The organism is Fructilactobacillus carniphilus (assembly GCF_024029675.1).
GTDB lineage: Bacteria > Bacillota > Bacilli > Lactobacillales > Lactobacillaceae > Fructilactobacillus > Fructilactobacillus carniphilus.
This window is the reverse complement of sequence record NZ_CP097121.1, coordinates 599,002-617,085: the sequence shown is the minus strand read 5'-3', so window position 1 is coordinate 617,085 and position 18,084 is coordinate 599,002. Positions and strand designations below refer to the sequence as shown.

Below are 18,084 nucleotides of genomic sequence, written 5' to 3'. Positions count from 1 at the left end.
AAACCGTTCCCTTGAAAAAGCAAGCGGAATTATTTGCTTCTTTATCGGAATTAATTAGGAACGGTTTTTCTCTTGTTGAGAGTTTGGAATTTATGGAAACCATTGCACCGGCAAATGTCGCACTGATTAGAATCATTCGTCAGCAACTCAACCAAGGTAAAAGTCTGTCTGCAGCAATGCAATTCTTCCTGGCGCCCGATTTGTATCAGCAGTTACGCATTGCGGATGAACATGGAGACGTAATTAGCGGTATGTTCGATATTAGTCGATTTATTCAATTAAATATGCGCCAACGACAAAAAATTAAAGCCATCGTGGTGTATCCCTTGGTATTAGTGAGTTTATTAGTTGCGATGGTTTTACTGATTAAGCTAGTGATTATGCCTCAAACTGCTAGTTTACTGCCCACGGATTCCCCTCCCGCACACTCACGAGCGATTTGGTGGCTCGGAGGAGGATTAGTGATTGGAACAATTGGATTTCTAACGCTGGAATTGAAACACAGGCCGGGGGACAAACGAGCCCAGTTACTAGTTAAACTACCAGTGGTAGGGCGATTGTTTCGGAATTACTATGCTTATTACGTGGCTAATAATTTAGCATTGATGTTTAAGAATGGTCTTGACTTGCAGCAAATCATTGGTGTGTTCCAACAATTTGCGCCACACAGTCTCCTCTGGGAAATGGGGCGGCAGGCAGAACAATCAATTCAAAGGGGATCTGGATTGCTGGCTGGATTTCAGTATTATCAGTTTATTGCGCCGGAAATGATGGCTTTTTTAGAAAATGGAAGTGAACAGGAGCGGGTAAGCCAAAATTTACTGGCCCTCAGTGAACTGTATTTCAGGCGTTTAATGCAAAGTTCGGATGCGCTCATTAAGTTGATTCAACCGCTGTCGTTTTTAGCAATTGGTGCTTTAATTTTTTTGACCTATTTACAAATGCTGCTGCCAATGTATCAAGCCATGAAAGGAATTTATTAATGCTAACTAAATTACGTAATGGTTTCACGTTGATTGAAATGACGATCGTGCTTTTTATCATTTCGTTGTTAATTCTGATTATTATTCCAAACTTAGGTAGTCAGAAGAAACACGCTCGTTCGGTACACGGGTCTGCCATGACTTCCATGGTCCAGACGCAAATTGACTCGTATAGCGATGAATTAGGCGATGGCAATGTGACTTTTCCAAAACTAATTGAACATCACTATTTAACTGATAAACAGGTGCAACAAGCCCAGGCAGAAAACATTGCAATCGAGGGTAATCATGCATATCAAAAGTAAACGGCAGGGATTTACGTTGTTAGAGAGTTTAATCGTGTTGGGATTAACTACGTTGACGTTGGTTACTTTAAGTGTCGGCGTGCGCTGGTTTAACGAGGCAAACGTGACCGAAGCGGCCTTTTGGCATGATTTTGCTAATACTTGGAATCGGACGTTAGTATTAGCTCGGCAGAACCAAACTCCAGCGACGGTAACCTTTTTACCGCACGATCAGGTTGTTTTTCGCAGTTACAATCACGGTAACCAGTTTAAAAAACGAGTTAGTTTACCGGCGGGATTAAGTCCGGTTCGGTGGTATGAGGTTAAGATTACCGATCAAGGGTACGTAAAGCCCCAAACACTCCGGTGGTTATCTAGTGCTAGTCACATCGAAATCTGGCAGAAATTTCAGTTAGGATGGGGGAGTTATGTCAACGAAAAACATAAAACGAATTCGTAAGGGAATCACTTTTGCTGATTCGTTAGTGGGGCTCTTAGTAATTTACGCTGGGAGTCTTTTTTACTTTGAAGGAACTCAACTAATTCATCAGCGGATACAAGATTGCGACCAGCAATTACGGGTGGTTAGGAGGGCATATGAACAGCACCTGGATTCCAAATTGGAAGTCTAATCGTTCTGGATTTACGTTGGTTGAAACGATTATTTCGCTGGGATTAATTTCTATCGGGGTTAGTTTGATGCTGATGACAGTTAGTTTAATGCGGACGGACGTTAAAACGCAGAGTCACTCGTTACAGTTTTATCGATTTGTGGATGTCTTGGAATCGCATCATTTTAATTTTAAAGTAGATCGTTGTACCACCAGTTCGGTTAATTTAACCAGTCAAACGGAGCAACAACATTATTATTTAATGCTAGCTAAGCAGACCTTGAAATTACGGACGAGTCAAGGTGGGTACATGCCATTGTTAATGGACGTCCAAAAAACGAATTTTACGGTTCAACGTCATTGGCTAGTCATTAAAGTGTTGATGGAAGGAAAATGGTATGAAGCGCATGCACGGTTGGTGCCAGGGTAATTTAACCTTGCTCTCAATTTGTTTTTTAATTTTAATTTGTACGGTAATGCTATATCAGTTCCAAATGGCTAATATGTATATTGAAAGTAATCAAACCAGAATCAAATACTACCAACGCCAACTGTAGATTACCTGCGGTTAATCTTGAAATACCGGGGGTGATTCGGTACTATGGTCATAGATGGATTGCCCACCAAAGGAGCTGATTAAGTGACAGAAGAACAAACAACACAGTTATTTCAGGTTTTTGATCAATCGGCACAAATTTTACAGCAGGCGCTGGAAACATCTTATTTGGATGCCTTTATCGAGACTGCTGATAATATGATTGATGGCAACCAGGTTCGGGTTGAAAATGGGATTCCTAACGAACAACAGGTACAAACCATTACCGAATTGTATCAGCAGGTTAATTACCATGATCTTGATGCGAATATGATTCGCAAAGCGATTCAAATGGTAATGATTAAAGCAATTAAGGTGGATCAAATTCAGGCCATTCATCAAATTACTCCCGATACCATTGCATACACGATGGGTTACTTAGCGATTCGGTTGGTAAACAAGCAATCAGTTGTAAAAATTCTGGACCCAGCGGTTGGTTCCGCTAACTTGTTGACTGCAGTGATGAATCAATTACAACAAGAAGCCCACGAAAAGGTTTCTGGAATTGGAATTGATAATGATGATTCTTTGATTTCCGTTGCCAGTATCAGCGCGCAGATGCAGGGACTTAATTTGGAACTATTCCATCAGGATGCACTGGATGAATTACCAACTACTCCAGTTGACTTGGTGGTTTCAGACCTGCCAGTGGGCTATTATCCGGTTGATGAACGGGCGCAACACTTTGCGACGCGTTCTGATGAAGGCCATTCGTACGTGCACCATCTTCTAATCGAACAAGCGGTAAACTATCTAGTTCCCGGTGGGTTTGGCGTTTTTCTGGTTCCTAGCGGATTATTCCAAAGTCCAGAAACAAAAGGATTGTTGAAATGGATGCAGGACGAGGTTTATTTACAAGGAATTCTTAATTTACCGGGTGAGTTATTTCAGAACGAAGCTGTCCAAAAGGCAATCATGATTGTCCAAAAACACGGTGATGGCACTCAACAAGCCGGACAAGTGATGCTCGGTGAGTTCCCGTCGTTTAAAGATCCAGAAGCATTCCAAAAGTTTCTAGCGGAAATTGTAGAGTGGGAAGAACAAGATTTACTGAATAAACATCAATAAGGAGATTATTATGAGTAAAGTAATTGCAGTTAATGCTGGTAGTTCGACGTTAAAGTTTAAATTATTTGAAATGCCTGCCGAAAAAGTTGTTGCAGAAGGAGTGATTGAGCGAATTGCTCTTCCTGATGCCCACGTTGAAATTAAATATGGCGACGGACAAAAATTTGAACAGGTTACTGAAGTTAAGGACCACGAAGCTGCCATTCAGATTCTGTTAGATCAATTGCTTGATTTAAAGATTATCAGTGATTACAACGAAATTAACGGAGTCGGTCACCGGGTTGTTGCCGGGGGAGAATACTTTGATCACTCAGTTGTGATTACCCCAGAAGTTCTGGAAAAAATTGAAAGTTTAAGTGAATTTGCTCCTTTGCACGAACCCGCTAATGTGTTGGGAATCAAAGCATTTAAGAAAATTTTGCCTGACATCATTAGTGTGGCCGTGTTTGATACGGCCTTTCACGCTACCATGCCAGAAAAGAACTACCTGTACAGTTTGCCATATGAATATTACGATAAATACAAGGCTCGGAAGTACGGGGCTCACGGAATTAGTTACCGGTACGTTTCCCAACGGACTGCCGAATTATTAGGAAAACCAGTTGAAGATTTGAACTTAATCATAATGCACTTAGGAGCTGGAGCTTCTATCTGTGCGGTGAAGGGTGGTAAGTCATATGATACTTCCATGGGCTTCACTCCTGTTACCGGAGTAACCATGGCGACCCGTTCTGGCGACGTTGATCCTTCCTTATTAGCCTACGTGATGGAAAAAGAAGGAATGACTAACATTGAAGATATGATTAAAGTTTTAAACGAGAAATCGGGATTACTGGGAATTTCTGGAGTTTCTGCTGATATGCGTGATGTAGAAGCAGTTGAAGACACTAACCATCGAGCTAAAATTGCACGAGAAATTTACGTAAACCGAATTGTTCGTTACATTGGAACGTATCTAGCTGAATTAGGTGGGGCAGATGCAATTGTCTTTACTGCTGGAGTAGGAGAAAACAGTATTACGGTTCGAAAAGAAGTGACGGATCAACTGCATTACTTTGGCATCGGCGTTGATGAAGAAAAGAACAACGTTCGTGGGGTTGAACGCGACATTAGTGCTGCTGGTTCTAAAATTAAAACGATGTTAGTTCCAACTAACGAAGAGTTGATGATTGTTCGGGACGTAGTAGAACTAGCTAAAGAAAATAAATAATTGCATTTTAAAGGAAGTTTCCCCGGGAAACTTCCTTTTTTGCTTAGACAGATGTTCAAGAATTGGGTATAATCAAGTTAATTAAGATTTTCACTAGACGAAAGGATGTCAGTCGTGAGTAAAGATAATGAAGCAGCCCCAGAAATGAACCGGGGCTTAAAAAGTCGCCACGTGCAATTAATTGCCCTTGGAGGAACCATCGGAACTGGTTTGTTCTTAGGAGCCGGGAAGTCCATTCATCTAGCGGGTCCATCTTTGATTTTGGCTTATTTAATTGCGGGAATCGCGTGTTTTTTCTTGATGCGCGCCTTAGGGGAACTGCTGTTATCTAATACACGGAGTGTCTCCTTTATTGATTTTATTGAAAAATATTTAGGTCCCAAAACGGGATTCGTGGCTGGATGGACTTACTTGGTCTGTTGGATTACGATTGCAATGGCAGAAGTAACGGCGGCTGGTTTGTACATGCAATTCTGGTACCCAAAACTTCCCATCTGGGTCACGGGATTATTCTTACTAGTAATTCTGTTCCTGATGAATTCCATTACCGTATCTGCCTTTGGAGAAACCGAGTTCTGGTTTGCGATTATTAAGGTGGTTGCCATCTTACTTCTAATTTTAACGGGAGTCGTACTGGTAGCTATTCACTACAAAACTCCGGTCGGGTATGCTTCGGTTTCTAACCTAACAAACGGCAGTTTCTTCCCGCACGGTTTAAGTGGTTTCTTTTTATCCTTCCAAATGGTGGTCTTTAGTTTTGTGGGAATTGAAATGATTGGAATGACTGCCTCTGAAACGAAGGATCCAGAAAAGATTATCCCTAAATGTATTAACGATGTGCCGGTTCGGATCATCCTCTTTTACGTTGGATCATTGTTAGCATTAATGTGTATCTTCCCTTGGCAATACATTTCTCCATCATCAAGTCCGTTTGTGCAGGTCTTTCAAGGATTAGGGATTCGCCCGGCCGCTGCCATTATTAACTTCGTGGTGTTAACGGCTGCTGCTTCATCTTGTAATAGTGCCATCTTTACTACAGGTCGGATGCTATACTCGTTAACGCAAAAATCAGAAAATAAACTGGGAAAGAAATTGGGGAAATTATCGCACCGCGGATTACCAACTAACGCCATCTTCTTTTCTACGGTAATGATTGGTTTGTCGGTCATTCTTGACATCATTGTTCCTAGTGGAGTGTTTGAATTCATTTCTAGTGTGGCCACAACTTGTTTCTTATTTATTTGGTCTTTGATTGTAGTAGCTCATTATCGTTACCGGAAGCAATTAAGTTCAAAAGCAACCAGCAAGTTGACCTTCAAAATGCCGCTCTTTCCGTTTTCAGACTTCTTTACCATCTTTTTTATGATCTTTGTGGCAATTGTCTTACTTTTCCAAACCCAAACGCTGATTGCCTTAATCGGTTCGGTCGTTTGGTTAATTGGATTGTACCTGTTCGAAACTTATCGGACGAGAGCTGCTTAATTATTTTTTCAAAAACCCGCTTGGTCTTGGTAGAGGCCGGCGGGTTTTTCGCTACAAAAGAGTTGACTATCAATGGTAGAATGGATTCAGGCTGAACTTCAACGATTAGAGGTAAAAACGTGAAAACAAAAGTTGCAATTTTACACACGAACGATTTACACTCGCATTTTGAAAATTTTCCCCAGATTATTCAGTTAATGAAAACGCGAACCCGAGCATTGGAACAAGCAGGATATACCGTTTTTCGCGTTGACGATGGGGACGCCATTGACCGGTTTGAGCCGCTCACGGATGCAACCGGGGGTCAAGCAAACATTGAGCTTTTAAATCAGATTCATTACCATGCGACCACAATTGGTAATAACGAAGCGCTAACTACTTCGCATGAAGAACTTAGTCATTTATATGACCAAGCAAACTTTCCCATTGTATTAGACAATGTGTTAGATGCAACGACTGGAATGGATCCAACGTGGTCGCAACCATTTGTAGACTACAAACTACCGGATCAAACCCGGGTGCGGTTCATGGGAATGACCTTTCCGTATCCAACTTTCCGCTTTATGGGCTGGATTGCTCAACCGGTTTTACCCACGATTACTAACTGTTTAAAACAGTGGCAGGGGCAATATGATATTCTGATTTTGTTATCACATTTGGGGATTAATCAGGATCGTCAGATTGCGGATCAGTTTCCTGAAATTTCAATTTTAATTGGAGGGCACACACATCATTTATTGCCACACGGGGAAATACGGCATCACACGTTATTGACCGCGGCAGAAAAATGGGGACACTACGTTGGTGAAATTACGTTTACGGTGGAAAATCACCAGGTTCAAGATCAAACAGCTCGGGTGATTCCAATTTCACCATTAGCACCTAATTCAGACGAGCAAGCTCAAGTTGAACAATGGCGGAAACGAGGTCGAGACCTCTTAGCTAAACAATCGGTAGCGGAATTACCTCATGCTTTTAAAACATCGTTTGTAGACGATAATCCATTGGTGCAGTTGGGACTACGAGCGGTAGAAGAAAGTTTGGGCGTTCAAGCAGCCGTTTTGAATACGGGATTGTTTTTACATGACTTACCGGCTGGAATTGTTAACATGGAACAAATTCAACGGATTCTACCACATAACATTCACGTTATGAAAACCAAACTATGGGGTTATGACCTCTGGCGGTTGATGAAAGAAATGCAAAAGAATCGTAACTTTTTGATTGCTTTTCCCCAAAAGGGAATGGGCTTTCGGGGTAGCCAATTTGGACGCTTAGTCGCTGCCGGACTTCATTTTAATGATCAAGGGCAATTGCTGTGGCATAATGACCTGATTGAACCCCAAAAACGGTATGAGATTGGGTTGTTAGATCATTATCAATTTATTCCCTTTTTCCCAACCATTGATTTAGTGGGTCAGAATACCATTTATTTTGATAAAACTTTAAAAACGGTTTTGGCTGATTATCTAAGTCGCCATTATCCGACTCAAGGAGAGCAACATGGATCATAGTCAAATTGAAGATTTAATTGAGCAACGTAAAGTAGAAAGAAAGCCATATGCTGAAATTCAGCGGGTTGACGAGACAACGTTAAACATTAATGGCCATGTCTATACGATTGAAACGAATGTGCGGGATGCTTTTGATCTCGGTGAGTTTAGCAACCGCTTTAACCCCATTTTTACCCACTACGATTATATTGTGGGGGATTGGGGCTACGGACAGTTGCGGTTAGCTGGCTTTTATCGTGACGACCGCAACGTCAGTGAAGATTTACGGTATCGTACGATTCAGGACTATTTGGTGGAAGTCGCTAATCTAGGTACGAATTATTTCATCATTAAAAATTTGGATCCAATTGTTCGTCCTGTTGGCGGAAAATCTGGATTTCAAACGAACCGGCGTCCTAGGGAAAAACACAATAAGAGAAGGCATCCGAACCGAACTCGGAGTCAGTCACGGTCACCGCAATCATTTCAAACGGGAAAGCAGCGCCGTAAACGCCAATTTACCATTCGACAAAGAAGTGAGGACTAACGATGACCCAGTATCGAGGTTACCTAATTGATTTAGACGGAACGGTTTACCAAGGAAAAACACAAATTCCCGCAGCCCAACGATTTATTGCTCGCCTGCAGGAAAATGAGATTCCTTTTTTGTTTGTAACGAACAACACTACGAAAAAACCGGCTGAGGTAGTCGCTAATTTGGCACACAACCATAACATTTATGTGCAGGAAGCCAATGTTTATACCGCGGGGATGGCAACGGCTGAATATTTACAGGACGATGCCGAGCAGCGGGGCTTACCACTGACGGTCAACGTAATTGGGGAACCGGATTTAAAGAGTTTAATTAGTCAGGCCGGTTTTGATGTTTTTGCTAATAATCCTGCCTACGTGGTGGCTGCACTAGATTATGATTTAACCTACGAAAAGATTGCTCAAGCAGCCTTAGACATTCAGAAGGGAGCCCGTTTTATTGGCACGAATGCGGATACGTTGATTCCAACGGAGCGGGGCAAGTTGCCTGGTGCTGGTTCAATTATCGATTTACTGCGATATGCCACTCAAGTGGATCCGGTTTTAATTGGTAAGCCCAACGATTTGATCATTAAAAATGCAATTAAATTATTGCAGTTGCCTGCAGATCAAGTAGTGATGGTAGGGGATAACTACCAAACAGACATTAAAGCTGGGATGAAAGCGGGAATTGATACCCTGCTGGTTTACACCGGGGTCTCAAAACGAGATCAAGTTCAGAAAGAGGACCGGCAACCGACCCATGAAATCGAGAGTTTCGATGATTGGCAAATTTGATGGGTGGCTAGTGCTTTCGTATTGTTTATTACTAGCGTGGCTCCTTGGTTTTGCAATCATCGTGGGAATTAATTCCGGGTGGGTATACCATCTTTGTGTCTTACAACTGCACTTAGACCAGCACTTCCACGTTTCCGTTGCCACGTTACAACGTAATCTGAACCAGATGATTGCATACATCCAATTACCCTGGAAGCAATCGATGCACTTACAGGTCTATCAGTTATCTCCAGCTGCTCAATCCCATTTTCGAGATGTGAAGGGGTTAGTGGAAAAAATTGAATTAGGCTTTATTTTGCTCACTGGATGGCTAGGCTGGGCAATCTTTAAGCGACAACTTAACCGGCAAATTTGGCGGCTAGAAGGGCTTTTGAACGTAACCATCGTTGGTTTAATTGTGGTAGCTGGGCTTCTCCTAGTTGATTTTCAAGATTGTTTTATTTATTTTCATCGCCTGGTTTTTCGGAATCAGAATTGGATTTTTAATCCACGGGTAGACCCGATTATTAATGTGTTACCAGACCAATACTTTGCAGCCGCATTTGGATTAATCGCAATCACATTTTTAGTAGCATTGTTAATGTTACGGATTATTGCCTATCACCAACTAAAAAAGGCAGGTTCTTAGAAAAAGAACCTGCCTTTACTTACTTATTTAGCCGAATAACGTTCCTTTAAAATTCCAACCACAGCTGGGATTAATGAGATTCCGATGATGGAAATAACTACTAAAGAGAAGTGTTCTTGAACGAAGGGGATGTTTCCAAAGAAATAGCCACCACCACAACAGAGGATTACCCACGCAAAGCAAGCCGCCAAGTTGTACTTGATAAATTTTTGGTAGCTATAGTCACTGCTGGCAGCAACAAAGGGGGCAAAAGTTCTAACGATGGGAATAAAACGGGCAATGAAGATGGCAACCGCTCCGTACTTATCAAAGAAGGAACGAGCGCGTTGTAAATCCTTTTCCTTAATGAAGCGTCCGAAAAAGTGGTTTTTCGTAATTCCCATTCCAACTTTCCGGCCAATCATAAAGTTTAACGAGTCACCTAGGATTGAAGCTAAAAGGAAGGAAATTACAAAAATCCAAATGTTTAATCCGTATTGGGGATTAGCAGCCAGGGCTGCTGCTGCAAATAAGAGGGAATCACCGGGGAGGAAGGGGAGGATTACCGCTCCGGTTTCCACAAAGATAATGAGGAACAAAATTAAATAAGTCCAATTACCAAAAGCGTTTACTAAATAAATTAGATGTTTATCGATATGTAAGAAAAAGTCGATTAAAAAATGCATGCTAAAACTCCATTTCTAAAAAGTTATCCTTGCTCTATTTTAGCAAATAACTAGGCTGAAAAAATCGAATTAAGGATATTTTAATATAAAAAAAGTGTTGACTGATGCAGGCATTCTTGATAAGATAATCAATGTTGTTGAGAGCAATCTGTTTGATGATTTCAAACAAAAAGTGATTGACATCTAAGACAAATTCATGATATTATATTGTAGTTGTCTTGAGAACTTAAGATATTTATTCCGACATAGCTCAGTTGGTAGAGCACCTGACTGTTAATCAGGTTGTCGACGGTTCGAGCCCGCCTGTCGGAGTATTATGGAGAGTTGTCCGAGAGGCCGAAGGAGCATCATTGGAAATGATGTAAACGGGTAAAAGCCTGTTTCGAGGGTTCGAATCCCTCACTCTCCGTATTCATTAATGACCCGCTGGTCAAGTGGTTAAGACACTGCCCTTTCACGGCAGTAACATGGGTTCGAATCCCGTGCGGGTCACTCATTTTGGAAGATTAGCTCAGTTGGGAGAGCGTCTGCCTTACAAGCAGAGGGTCACAGGTTCGAGCCCTGTATCTTCCACTTTTGGTTCGTTGGTCCAGTCCGGTTTAAGACGCCTGCCTGTCACGCAGGAGATCACGAGTTCGAGTCTCGTACGAACCGTTGTTGCAGGAATGCAACATTAATTGAATAGCGTTATTAACAATGTCATAAATGGTTTGGCTCGGTAGCTCAGTTGGTAGAGCAACGGATTGAAGCTCCGTGTGTCGGCAGTTCGATTCTGTCCCGCGCCATTTATGGAGGGGTAGCGAAGTCTGGCTAAACGCGGCGGACTGTAAATCCGCTCCTTCGGGTTCGGTGGTTCGAATCCACTCCCCTCCACCATATAGGGATATAGTACAACGGTAGTATGTCGGTCTCCAAAACCGCTGATGCGGGTTCGATTCCTGCTATCCCTGTTTATGATGTTATGGCGGTAGTGGTGAAGTGGTTAACACATCGGTTTGTGGTACCGACACGCGTGGGTTCGATTCCCACCTACCGCCCTTTTGATTGTCTTGCATCTGCAAGAAGAGGGCATTTAAACTTAAATGTTTTTCTGGCGGTATAGCCAAGTGGTAAGGCAGAGGTCTGCAAAACCTTCATCGTCGGTTCAAATCCGACTACCGCCTTTGGCTCAATCAATCTTTTGCCGAGATGGCGGAATTGGCAGACGCGCTGGACTCAAAATCCAGTGATCATTGCGATCGTGCGGGTTCGACCCCCGCTCTCGGCATTAAGTTAAAATAAGCAACGTCTTTATAAAGACGTTGCTTATTTTTTTAGATATTATTGTTTCTGGATTTTCGGAAAATCATTTTACCCAAGTTAGGCAAAGTTAAATTAATTTGCACTAAATTAATGCTTAAATGGACCATAATAAAACCCCGGATAAATTTTATTTTAGCCGGGGTTTAACTAATCGATACAAATTAATTTTTGATTTGATCTAACTTATCACTATCATCATTAGTCCGAATTCCATTCAAAACGACCTCGATGAAGCCAATGAACAGGCCTGCAGGTGGAAAGAAAAAGACCACGACGATTAAAACAACTAAGATTAAAGGGAACCACACGCTGCCAATGAAGCGGTAAATAAACATTCCTCTAATCTTGGCGGCTGGACCACCGGTTTTTTCCAGTTCGTCTGCAATTGCCTTACTCAAGAAGAGGTAGGCATAGCTCCAAAACGCAAAGACCAATAAATAAAAAATTTCAGGATCCGGATCATTAATGTAACGACCAACCCAGGCTGTTGAAACCGGAATCAATGACATGGAAAACAACCAGAGATTATTGAGCCAATAAATTTTTTTCGAGATGTGGGTGGCCAACATAAACATATAGTGTTGGTTATACCAGGCCACGGCAATGAAGAGGGCACTTACAATGTAAGCAAAGAAGTACGGTGCTTCTTCAAATAGGGCCGAAAAATTAGGATTCTCAGGGGCCTTTAACTCCAAAATCATAATGGTCACAATAATTGCAATGACGGCATCAGTAAATGCCTCTAAACGCGGTTTATTCATAAACTGCTCCTTCTCACTTAAGCATTAAATTTTAAGAATGAATTACACGATAAAATTCCTGCCGATTCACTCTTAATCAATTTAATTATAAGCCTAAATGATGCTTGTTTCGCAGGCGATTTTTAATTTGTTAATTCTACAGTCATCGGAAGCTAAAAAAAATCTTGCCCAACTGAGCAAGACTAAATCATTTGGATGAATTGATAGCCGAGGTAGCAAGCTAGCAAACCACCGCCATAACTGATTAGCAGGTAGACACATAACCGAAGATACTGATGTTGAAAGAAGAACGAGGCCAATTCGCCGTTAAAAGTGGAGTAGGTGGTAAATCCACCGATAAAGCCGATTAGTAAGGAAACAAACAGACTTGCAGAATGGGCACCGAGGAGCAAGCCGGCAATCAAACAACCGGTTAAATTGACCAATAAGGTGGCCCAGAGCCCCAGTCGTTTAGCTTTCATAATGTTAGTGATGGTAGAACGACCAACAGCACCGATGCCACTGCCTAAGACCAGTGTTAAAAACATGTTAAATAGCCTCGCTTTCTCGCAAGGAGTTGGAATATTGATCCCCTAAAATGGCACAGATTACGCCACCGATGATGGTAATCAAAAGATAGATTGCTAAGCCAGCGTAGTGCTGATTAAGCAGAAGATGACCAACATCAAGTGTGATTCCAGAGAAAGTAGTGAACGAGCCAATTCCACCAACACCAACGGCTTTACGAACGGCAGGGCGACAATGGAATTTAAAGGCCCAGTAATTATTCCACAGAGGTAGCAGAAAGGCTCCGCCAAGATTGATTAATAGAGTAGCGTAAGGGAAAACGAGGTCTGGAAGCAGGTCAGTTAGACTAATTCGAAGACCGCCGCCGACGATTCCCCCAATGAGAACTAAGAGAGGTTCCACAGGCTAATCCTTCCTTTCTGATTTTAACTGAGTGGTTAAAGACCAGTGAGTTAATCCGGCTAAGGCCACTGCTTGTAAACAAATTCCCAGACCACCGACGACTAAAGATTCAACGAGTAGAGGGGTATTTTTGGGTTGGGTTGATTTCATGGCACACTCCTTTTGTTTAATGTTATTATTTATTCTAAATAAAAAGGAACCGATGTAAAATCCACCGATTCCATGCAGAGTGCCCTGGGTGAGATTCGAACTCACACTTGATCAAATCAAACAGCGACCTGAACGCTGCGCGTCTGCCAGTTCCGCCACCAGGGCATAACCAGATTGTACCACAGAAAAAAATGAAAATAAACAGCAAATTCACTTCTTTTTTGGGGAAATTTGTAGTAACATAAAGGAAAATCATCACAAGTTGTTAATGGCAATGCGAGTGATGAAGTTCGAATTCACAAATTGGGTTTTAATCTGGGCTTAACTAAGGAGAAATGACAAAATTAGAAAGAAAAGGGATTACAATGGCAGCAAACAGTGCGAAAAAAAAGACCAAAAACGTTTATCTATCGAATGAAGATTTGGATGATATAAAGAGCCAGTTGTGCTTTGCAATTTATAGTACCAATAAGAAGTTCAATCATTTTTATCAAGAGGTTTTGAAGAGCTTTGATCTTACATATCCACAGTATTTAGTGATGATTGTCCTTTGGGAATATTCTCCGATTACGGTTCATCAATTAGGGCAAAGTATTGACCTTGATAGTGGCACTTTGACCCCCTTATTGAAACGACTTGGGAAAAAAGGCTGGATTACTAAGAGTCGTTCTACTGAAGACGAACGAGTTGTAAACGTTTCGTTGACTCCTTATGCAGAAGAAATGAAAGATAAAATCCGTGATCACGTAGCTAAAGCGTTTGAAGCCCTTGGATTAGACAAGGATGACGTTCAAGAATCAATGGAAGGTCTTTATAGTATTTCGAAGAAATTAGATAATTTAGATTTAGAACAGTTTAATTAAAAGTTGCCCAATAAAATTAAAACCCTGGGAAAGTAGCTGGCTTGGCTACTTTCCTTTTTTGTATCTTAGGGCTTTTTTTGCTAGAATTAAAGGGGTTTGGTAGTAAATTACCGCTGATAAATTTTTAATTATTTAATGAAACTACAAATCCAACTAAAAATGAGGTAACAAAACGATGTTGAGCGTTGCGGAAATTATAAAATTATTACAGGAACATCATTTATTAAAGTCAACGAATGCCACTGATGAACAAATTACATTTCAGGACGTTAGTTATGATTCTCGAACGGTTACGAAGGGAGCTCTCTTTTTCTGTAAGGGAAATTTTCACCCCGCTTATTTAAGGACCGCTCAACAACAAGGAGCCACTGGATTTGTAGCAGAAGAGCATCAACTAGAAAGCGCAACTTTAATCGAATTTGTAGTCAGTAACGTGCAAAAAGCAATGGCCTTGTTATCGGCGGCTTTCTTTGATTTTCCCCAAAATGAACTAACGACGTTTGCCATTACTGGGACCAAAGGAAAAACGACCACGGCATACTTTTTACGAGAAGCGATTAATAAAGCCACTGAGAATCGAACGGCCTTGTTTTCGACCGTTAATACCATTCTAGGACCCAAGCCTCGTGACACGTTTAAGTCGGCGCTAACGACCCCAGAATCATTAGATTTATTTAAAAACATGCGGACGGCCGTTGACCGGGGAATGAAATTTCTGGTAATGGAAGTTTCCTCGCAGGCATACTTGAAAAATCGGGTATTTAATTTGCACTTTGATGTAGGTAGCTTTTTAAATATTTCACCGGATCACGTGGGGGAAAATGAACATCCTACCTTTGCGAACTACTTGCACTGCAAGGAACAGTTACTGGTGAATTCCAAACAAGTGGTGATTAACGCTGCCACTGACCAGCTGCAAGACGTTTATTTTGCGGCTAAAACCACCACTGATCCAGAAAATATTTACCTATATGCCCGCAATGGGACTGAAACGGCACTACCCGTTCAATTGGACTTTACCTTTGATAGCGAAGCCGATACGCTGACGGATAATGAGATTTACCTTCGGGCTTTAACGTCTAAGGCACAGGCGCTAAAATTGGACGGTAAATATCAAATTGGGATTCCTGGTGATTACAATGAAACCAATGCGGTGGACGCAATCATTAATGCCGGCTTGGCTGGCTTTCAGCGGGAACAACTTTTAACCGGATTAGCGGAAACCCAGATTCCGGGTCGGATGGAACGCTACGTGAGTCGTGGTCACGGGACGGTTTACGTTGATTATGCACATAATTACGCTAGTACTAAGGCCTTGCTCCAATTTTTAAAGACGCAGTCGCCAGAAGGAAAAACGATTGCAGTGGTTGGCAGTCCTGGTAATAAGGGGATTGACCGGCGGGAAGGATTTGGTAAAGCCCTGAGTGAAGAAGCCGATGTGGCAATTTTAACTACCGATGACCCGGCCTTTGAAGATCCGGTAGCGATTGCGAAAACCATTGATAGTCATATTAATCACCAGCGGGTGCAAGTCCATTACGAAATGGATCGGGAAAAAGCGATTCAAAAAGCAATCCAAATGGGGACGCCTAGTGATATAATCGTGGTTCTAGGGAAAGGACAAGATCCTTATCAAAAGATTAAAGGAGTTGATACTCCTTATCCCACTGATTCAGTGGTCGTTAGAAACTTTTTAGACCAGCTTCAGTAATTAGACTGAGTGGATTTGATCCTGGCTAAATCTAAGTAAAGAAGGCAGAAAATGAAAAATGCAGTTCCAAACTTTACTCCAATCCTATTAGGGAGTGATTTTAACGTTTATGGAATGGCGCGCTCTTTTTATGAATTAAACGGTAAACCAGTTCGGGCCATTGCCCAGAAGAGATTAGCACCGACGCGCTATTCTAAAATTGTGGATTTGACTTTTATTCCCGATTTTAGTGAGGATCCGGCTTGGATTAACGCCATGCGGAAGCTCAAGCAGGAGTACGCTAACCACCCAGAACCGGTCCTGTTGATCGGTTGTAGCGATGGGTATGCGGAGTTAATTGCTAAGCACAAGGACGAATTAGAAGATGTATTTGTGTGTCCATATGTCGATTATCAATTGTTGAAACAGTTAAACGACAAGGAAAATTTTTATCGACTCTGTGAAAAGTACGACTTACCGTATCCTGGCACCAAAATTATTTCGCGCGCGGACTACCAACAAAATCAGATTGACCAACCATTTGGTTACCCAGTGGCGGTCAAACCTGCTAACAGTGTCGAATGGGTTGACATTCAGTTTGAAGGGCGGAAAAAGGCCTTTATCATTCATGACGAAGTCGAATACCGGTCGGTAATTGGGAAAATTTTTGACAATGGTTACAAATCAGATGTGATTGTCCAAGATTTTATCCCAGGAGACGACAGTCGCATGCGGGTGGTTAATGCTTACGTCGACCAGTATCATCACGTTAAAATGATGAACCTCGGCCATCCATTACTGGAAGATCCAGCCCCTGGAGCAATTGGCAATTACGTTGCTATTTTACCGGAATATAACGAGGCCATTTATCAACAACTTAAGCAGTTTTTAGAGCAACTTAACTACGTGGGTTATGCCGATTTTGATTTAAAGTGGGACGAACGGGACCAAACATATAAGGTGTTTGAAATTAATCTTCGCCAGGGTCGGAGTAGTTTTTATGTGACTCTGAATGGCTGTAACTTAGCCCAATATCTAGTAGAAGATTACGTTACGGACAGCTTGAAAGATCGACCCATCGTGTTAGGAAATCACGACCCAAAGAACTGGAAGCTCTGGTTAGGAGTTTCCAAACGAACGTTTGAAGAGTATGCTCACGATAACCGCGAAAAAGAGTTAGCGGTCGAATTAATCCAGCAGGGTCAATACGGAAATACGTTCTGGTACAATAAGGACGAGAATCCGATGCGTTGGTTGCTCTGGAAATGGATGGATCATAAGTACGCGCAAAACTTTGCGAAGTACTTCCATTTAGAAAAAGGATGAGGAAAGATGAAAGACTTTTTTACGATTTTAGGTGGGATGGGCACGGAAGCAACGGAAGCCTACATTCATTTATTGAATGAACGGACGCCAGCGCATCGCGATCAAGATTATTTGAACTACGTCTTGGTGAACCATGCGACGGTTCCCGACCGAACTGATTACATTGTTGATCCTAAACATCAGCCTAATCCATTGATTCCCTTAGCAGAAGACGTACAGCAACAAAGTCAGCTAGGACCAAAATTCTTTGCGCTACCATGTAATACAGCTCATTATTTTTATGATCAACTGCAAGCCCTAACGGAGATTCCAATTTTACACATGCCTAATTTGGCGATTGCAGCGGTGGCCCAAAAGTTTCCCAACGCGAAACGCGTGGGACTGATTGCTACCGATGGAACGCTCAAAGATCGGGTTTATGAAGTTCCGATTCAAGCTGCTGGCTATCAATTTGTGATGCCTACTCCAGAAATTGCCCAAGAAACCATGACGCTGATTTATGATGACGTTAAGGCGCAAAACTGGGTGGATGAGGATTTGTATCATCACATTTTGCAACAAATGGTAGAGGACTTAGATTGTGATGTCGTCATTTTAGGTTGTACCGAGATTTCGGTGGCCGAAGAACGAGCAGGGCATGCTGATTTTCCGGTGATTGATGCACAAGGAGAATTAGTCGACGAATCGATTCGGTTAGCACTAGATGCTCGCCAACAAAATAATTAATTAAAAAAA

Annotated in this window: 20 protein-coding genes and 12 tRNA genes; 26 read left to right on the top strand and 6 right to left on the bottom strand. The window is 41.9% G+C overall.

The features are described 5' to 3' along the window. Positions 1-92: 92 nt before the first annotated feature. From M3M37_RS03240 to M3M37_RS03190, 11 genes are all read left to right on the top strand, one after another. Positions 93-983: a type II secretion system F family protein gene (locus tag M3M37_RS03240; protein WP_252795710.1), complete on the top strand. Its 891-nt coding sequence runs from the start codon at positions 93-95 to the stop codon at positions 981-983. Then, the gene (comGC, locus tag M3M37_RS03235) at positions 983-1,288 is read left to right on the top strand and encodes a competence type IV pilus major pilin ComGC (RefSeq protein WP_252795709.1); all 306 of its coding nucleotides are present in this window, start codon (positions 983-985) and stop codon (positions 1,286-1,288) included. The genes M3M37_RS03240 and comGC overlap by 1 nt, the downstream gene beginning before the upstream one ends. Beyond that, a complete protein-coding gene (locus tag M3M37_RS03230; protein WP_252795708.1) occupies positions 1,272-1,727 on the top strand; it encodes a hypothetical protein in 456 nt (151 codons plus the stop codon). Before comGC ends, M3M37_RS03230 begins: the two co-directional genes overlap by 17 nt. A 137-nt stretch (positions 1,728-1,864) precedes the next feature. Further along, a complete protein-coding gene (locus tag M3M37_RS03225) occupies positions 1,865-2,308 on the top strand; it encodes a competence type IV pilus minor pilin ComGF (RefSeq protein ID WP_252795706.1) in 444 nt (147 codons plus the stop codon). A 210-nt stretch (positions 2,309-2,518) separates the two neighbouring features. Continuing rightward, a complete protein-coding gene (locus M3M37_RS03220) occupies positions 2,519-3,541 on the top strand; it encodes a class I SAM-dependent methyltransferase (RefSeq protein WP_252795704.1) in 1,023 nt (340 codons plus the stop codon). A 10-nt stretch (positions 3,542-3,551) separates the two neighbouring features. Beyond that, a complete protein-coding gene (locus tag M3M37_RS03215; RefSeq protein ID WP_252795703.1) occupies positions 3,552-4,751 on the top strand; it encodes an acetate/propionate family kinase in 1,200 nt (399 codons plus the stop codon). A gap of 144 nt (positions 4,752-4,895) precedes the next feature. Beyond that, on the top strand, positions 4,896-6,233 hold the full coding sequence (locus M3M37_RS03210; RefSeq protein ID WP_252795908.1) for an amino acid permease: 1,338 nt from the start codon (positions 4,896-4,898) through the stop codon (positions 6,231-6,233). Between the two features lie 119 nt (positions 6,234-6,352). Next, on the top strand, positions 6,353-7,747 hold the full coding sequence (locus M3M37_RS03205; RefSeq protein WP_252795701.1) for a bifunctional metallophosphatase/5'-nucleotidase: 1,395 nt from the start codon (positions 6,353-6,355) through the stop codon (positions 7,745-7,747). Then, positions 7,737-8,273 carry a YutD family protein gene (locus M3M37_RS03200; RefSeq protein WP_252795699.1) on the top strand — a complete coding sequence of 179 codons (537 nt, stop codon included), beginning with the start codon at positions 7,737-7,739 and terminating at the stop codon, positions 8,271-8,273. The genes M3M37_RS03205 and M3M37_RS03200 overlap by 11 nt, the downstream gene beginning before the upstream one ends. A 2-nt stretch (positions 8,274-8,275) precedes the next feature. After that, the gene (locus M3M37_RS03195) at positions 8,276-9,055 is read left to right on the top strand and encodes a TIGR01457 family HAD-type hydrolase (protein ID WP_252795698.1); all 780 of its coding nucleotides are present in this window, start codon (positions 8,276-8,278) and stop codon (positions 9,053-9,055) included. Then, complete coding sequence (locus M3M37_RS03190; RefSeq protein WP_252795696.1) at positions 9,039-9,683, top strand: TIGR01906 family membrane protein; 645 nt, start codon at positions 9,039-9,041, stop codon at positions 9,681-9,683. The genes M3M37_RS03195 and M3M37_RS03190 overlap by 17 nt, the downstream gene beginning before the upstream one ends. Positions 9,684-9,706: 23 nt before the next feature. Here the strand turns inward: M3M37_RS03190 and M3M37_RS03185 are convergent, their stop codons facing one another. Next, positions 9,707-10,348 (bottom strand): VTT domain-containing protein, encoded by a 642-nt coding sequence (locus M3M37_RS03185; RefSeq protein ID WP_252795694.1) that lies wholly within the window; start codon positions 10,346-10,348, stop codon positions 9,707-9,709. Between the two features lie 239 nt (positions 10,349-10,587). Between M3M37_RS03185 and M3M37_RS03180 the strand changes: the two genes are divergently transcribed. The 11 genes from M3M37_RS03180 (at position 10,588) to M3M37_RS03130 (ending at position 11,615) form a co-directional block, all read left to right on the top strand. Next, a tRNA-Asn gene (locus M3M37_RS03180) sits at positions 10,588-10,660 on the top strand. A gap of 6 nt (positions 10,661-10,666) precedes the next feature. After that, positions 10,667-10,757: transfer RNA gene (locus M3M37_RS03175), tRNA-Ser, on the top strand. An 11-nt stretch (positions 10,758-10,768) separates the two neighbouring features. Then, a tRNA-Glu gene (locus M3M37_RS03170) sits at positions 10,769-10,840 on the top strand. An 8-nt stretch (positions 10,841-10,848) separates the two neighbouring features. Continuing rightward, positions 10,849-10,921 (top strand) — tRNA-Val (locus M3M37_RS03165). A 5-nt stretch (positions 10,922-10,926) separates the two neighbouring features. Further along, positions 10,927-11,002, top strand: a tRNA-Asp gene (locus M3M37_RS03160). Between the two features lie 58 nt (positions 11,003-11,060). Then, positions 11,061-11,133, top strand: a tRNA-Phe gene (locus M3M37_RS03155). A gap of 5 nt (positions 11,134-11,138) precedes the next feature. Next, positions 11,139-11,224: transfer RNA gene (locus M3M37_RS03150), tRNA-Tyr, on the top strand. A gap of 3 nt (positions 11,225-11,227) precedes the next feature. After that, positions 11,228-11,298, top strand: a tRNA-Trp gene (locus M3M37_RS03145). A gap of 14 nt (positions 11,299-11,312) precedes the next feature. Next, positions 11,313-11,385, top strand: a tRNA-His gene (locus M3M37_RS03140). A 55-nt stretch (positions 11,386-11,440) separates the two neighbouring features. Then, positions 11,441-11,511, top strand: a tRNA-Cys gene (locus M3M37_RS03135). Between the two features lie 19 nt (positions 11,512-11,530). Beyond that, positions 11,531-11,615: transfer RNA gene (locus M3M37_RS03130), tRNA-Leu, on the top strand. A 196-nt stretch (positions 11,616-11,811) separates the two neighbouring features. Here M3M37_RS03130 and M3M37_RS03125 read toward each other — a convergent pair. The 5 genes from M3M37_RS03125 to M3M37_RS03105 form a co-directional block, all read right to left on the bottom strand. Beyond that, positions 11,812-12,411: a TMEM175 family protein gene (locus M3M37_RS03125; protein WP_252795692.1), complete on the bottom strand. Its 600-nt coding sequence runs from the start codon at positions 12,409-12,411 to the stop codon at positions 11,812-11,814. A 182-nt stretch (positions 12,412-12,593) separates the two neighbouring features. Then, positions 12,594-12,938, bottom strand: a complete 345-nt coding sequence (locus M3M37_RS03120) for a fluoride efflux transporter FluC (protein ID WP_252795691.1) — start codon at positions 12,936-12,938, stop codon at positions 12,594-12,596. Between the two features lies 1 nt (position 12,939). Beyond that, the gene (locus M3M37_RS03115; RefSeq protein WP_252795690.1) at positions 12,940-13,320 is read right to left on the bottom strand and encodes a fluoride efflux transporter FluC; all 381 of its coding nucleotides are present in this window, start codon (positions 13,318-13,320) and stop codon (positions 12,940-12,942) included. 3 nt (positions 13,321-13,323) lie between these two features. Continuing rightward, positions 13,324-13,470, bottom strand: a complete 147-nt coding sequence (locus tag M3M37_RS03110; protein WP_252795688.1) for a hypothetical protein — start codon at positions 13,468-13,470, stop codon at positions 13,324-13,326. An 80-nt stretch (positions 13,471-13,550) separates the two neighbouring features. After that, positions 13,551-13,635, bottom strand: a tRNA-Leu gene (locus M3M37_RS03105). Positions 13,636-13,805: 170 nt separating this feature from the next. Between M3M37_RS03105 and M3M37_RS03100 the strand changes: the two genes are divergently transcribed. The 4 genes from M3M37_RS03100 (at position 13,806) to M3M37_RS03085 (ending at position 18,075) form a co-directional block, all read left to right on the top strand. Next, positions 13,806-14,333, top strand: a complete 528-nt coding sequence (locus M3M37_RS03100; protein ID WP_252795687.1) for a MarR family winged helix-turn-helix transcriptional regulator — start codon at positions 13,806-13,808, stop codon at positions 14,331-14,333. A gap of 175 nt (positions 14,334-14,508) precedes the next feature. Continuing rightward, positions 14,509-16,044: a UDP-N-acetylmuramoyl-L-alanyl-D-glutamate--2,6-diaminopimelate ligase gene (locus tag M3M37_RS03095; RefSeq protein WP_252795686.1), complete on the top strand. Its 1,536-nt coding sequence runs from the start codon at positions 14,509-14,511 to the stop codon at positions 16,042-16,044. Positions 16,045-16,095: 51 nt separating this feature from the next. Beyond that, a complete protein-coding gene (locus M3M37_RS03090) occupies positions 16,096-17,349 on the top strand; it encodes a carboxylate--amine ligase (protein ID WP_252795684.1) in 1,254 nt (417 codons plus the stop codon). Positions 17,350-17,355: 6 nt separating this feature from the next. Beyond that, a complete protein-coding gene (locus tag M3M37_RS03085; protein WP_252795683.1) occupies positions 17,356-18,075 on the top strand; it encodes an aspartate/glutamate racemase family protein in 720 nt (239 codons plus the stop codon). Positions 18,076-18,084 lie beyond the last annotated feature (9 nt).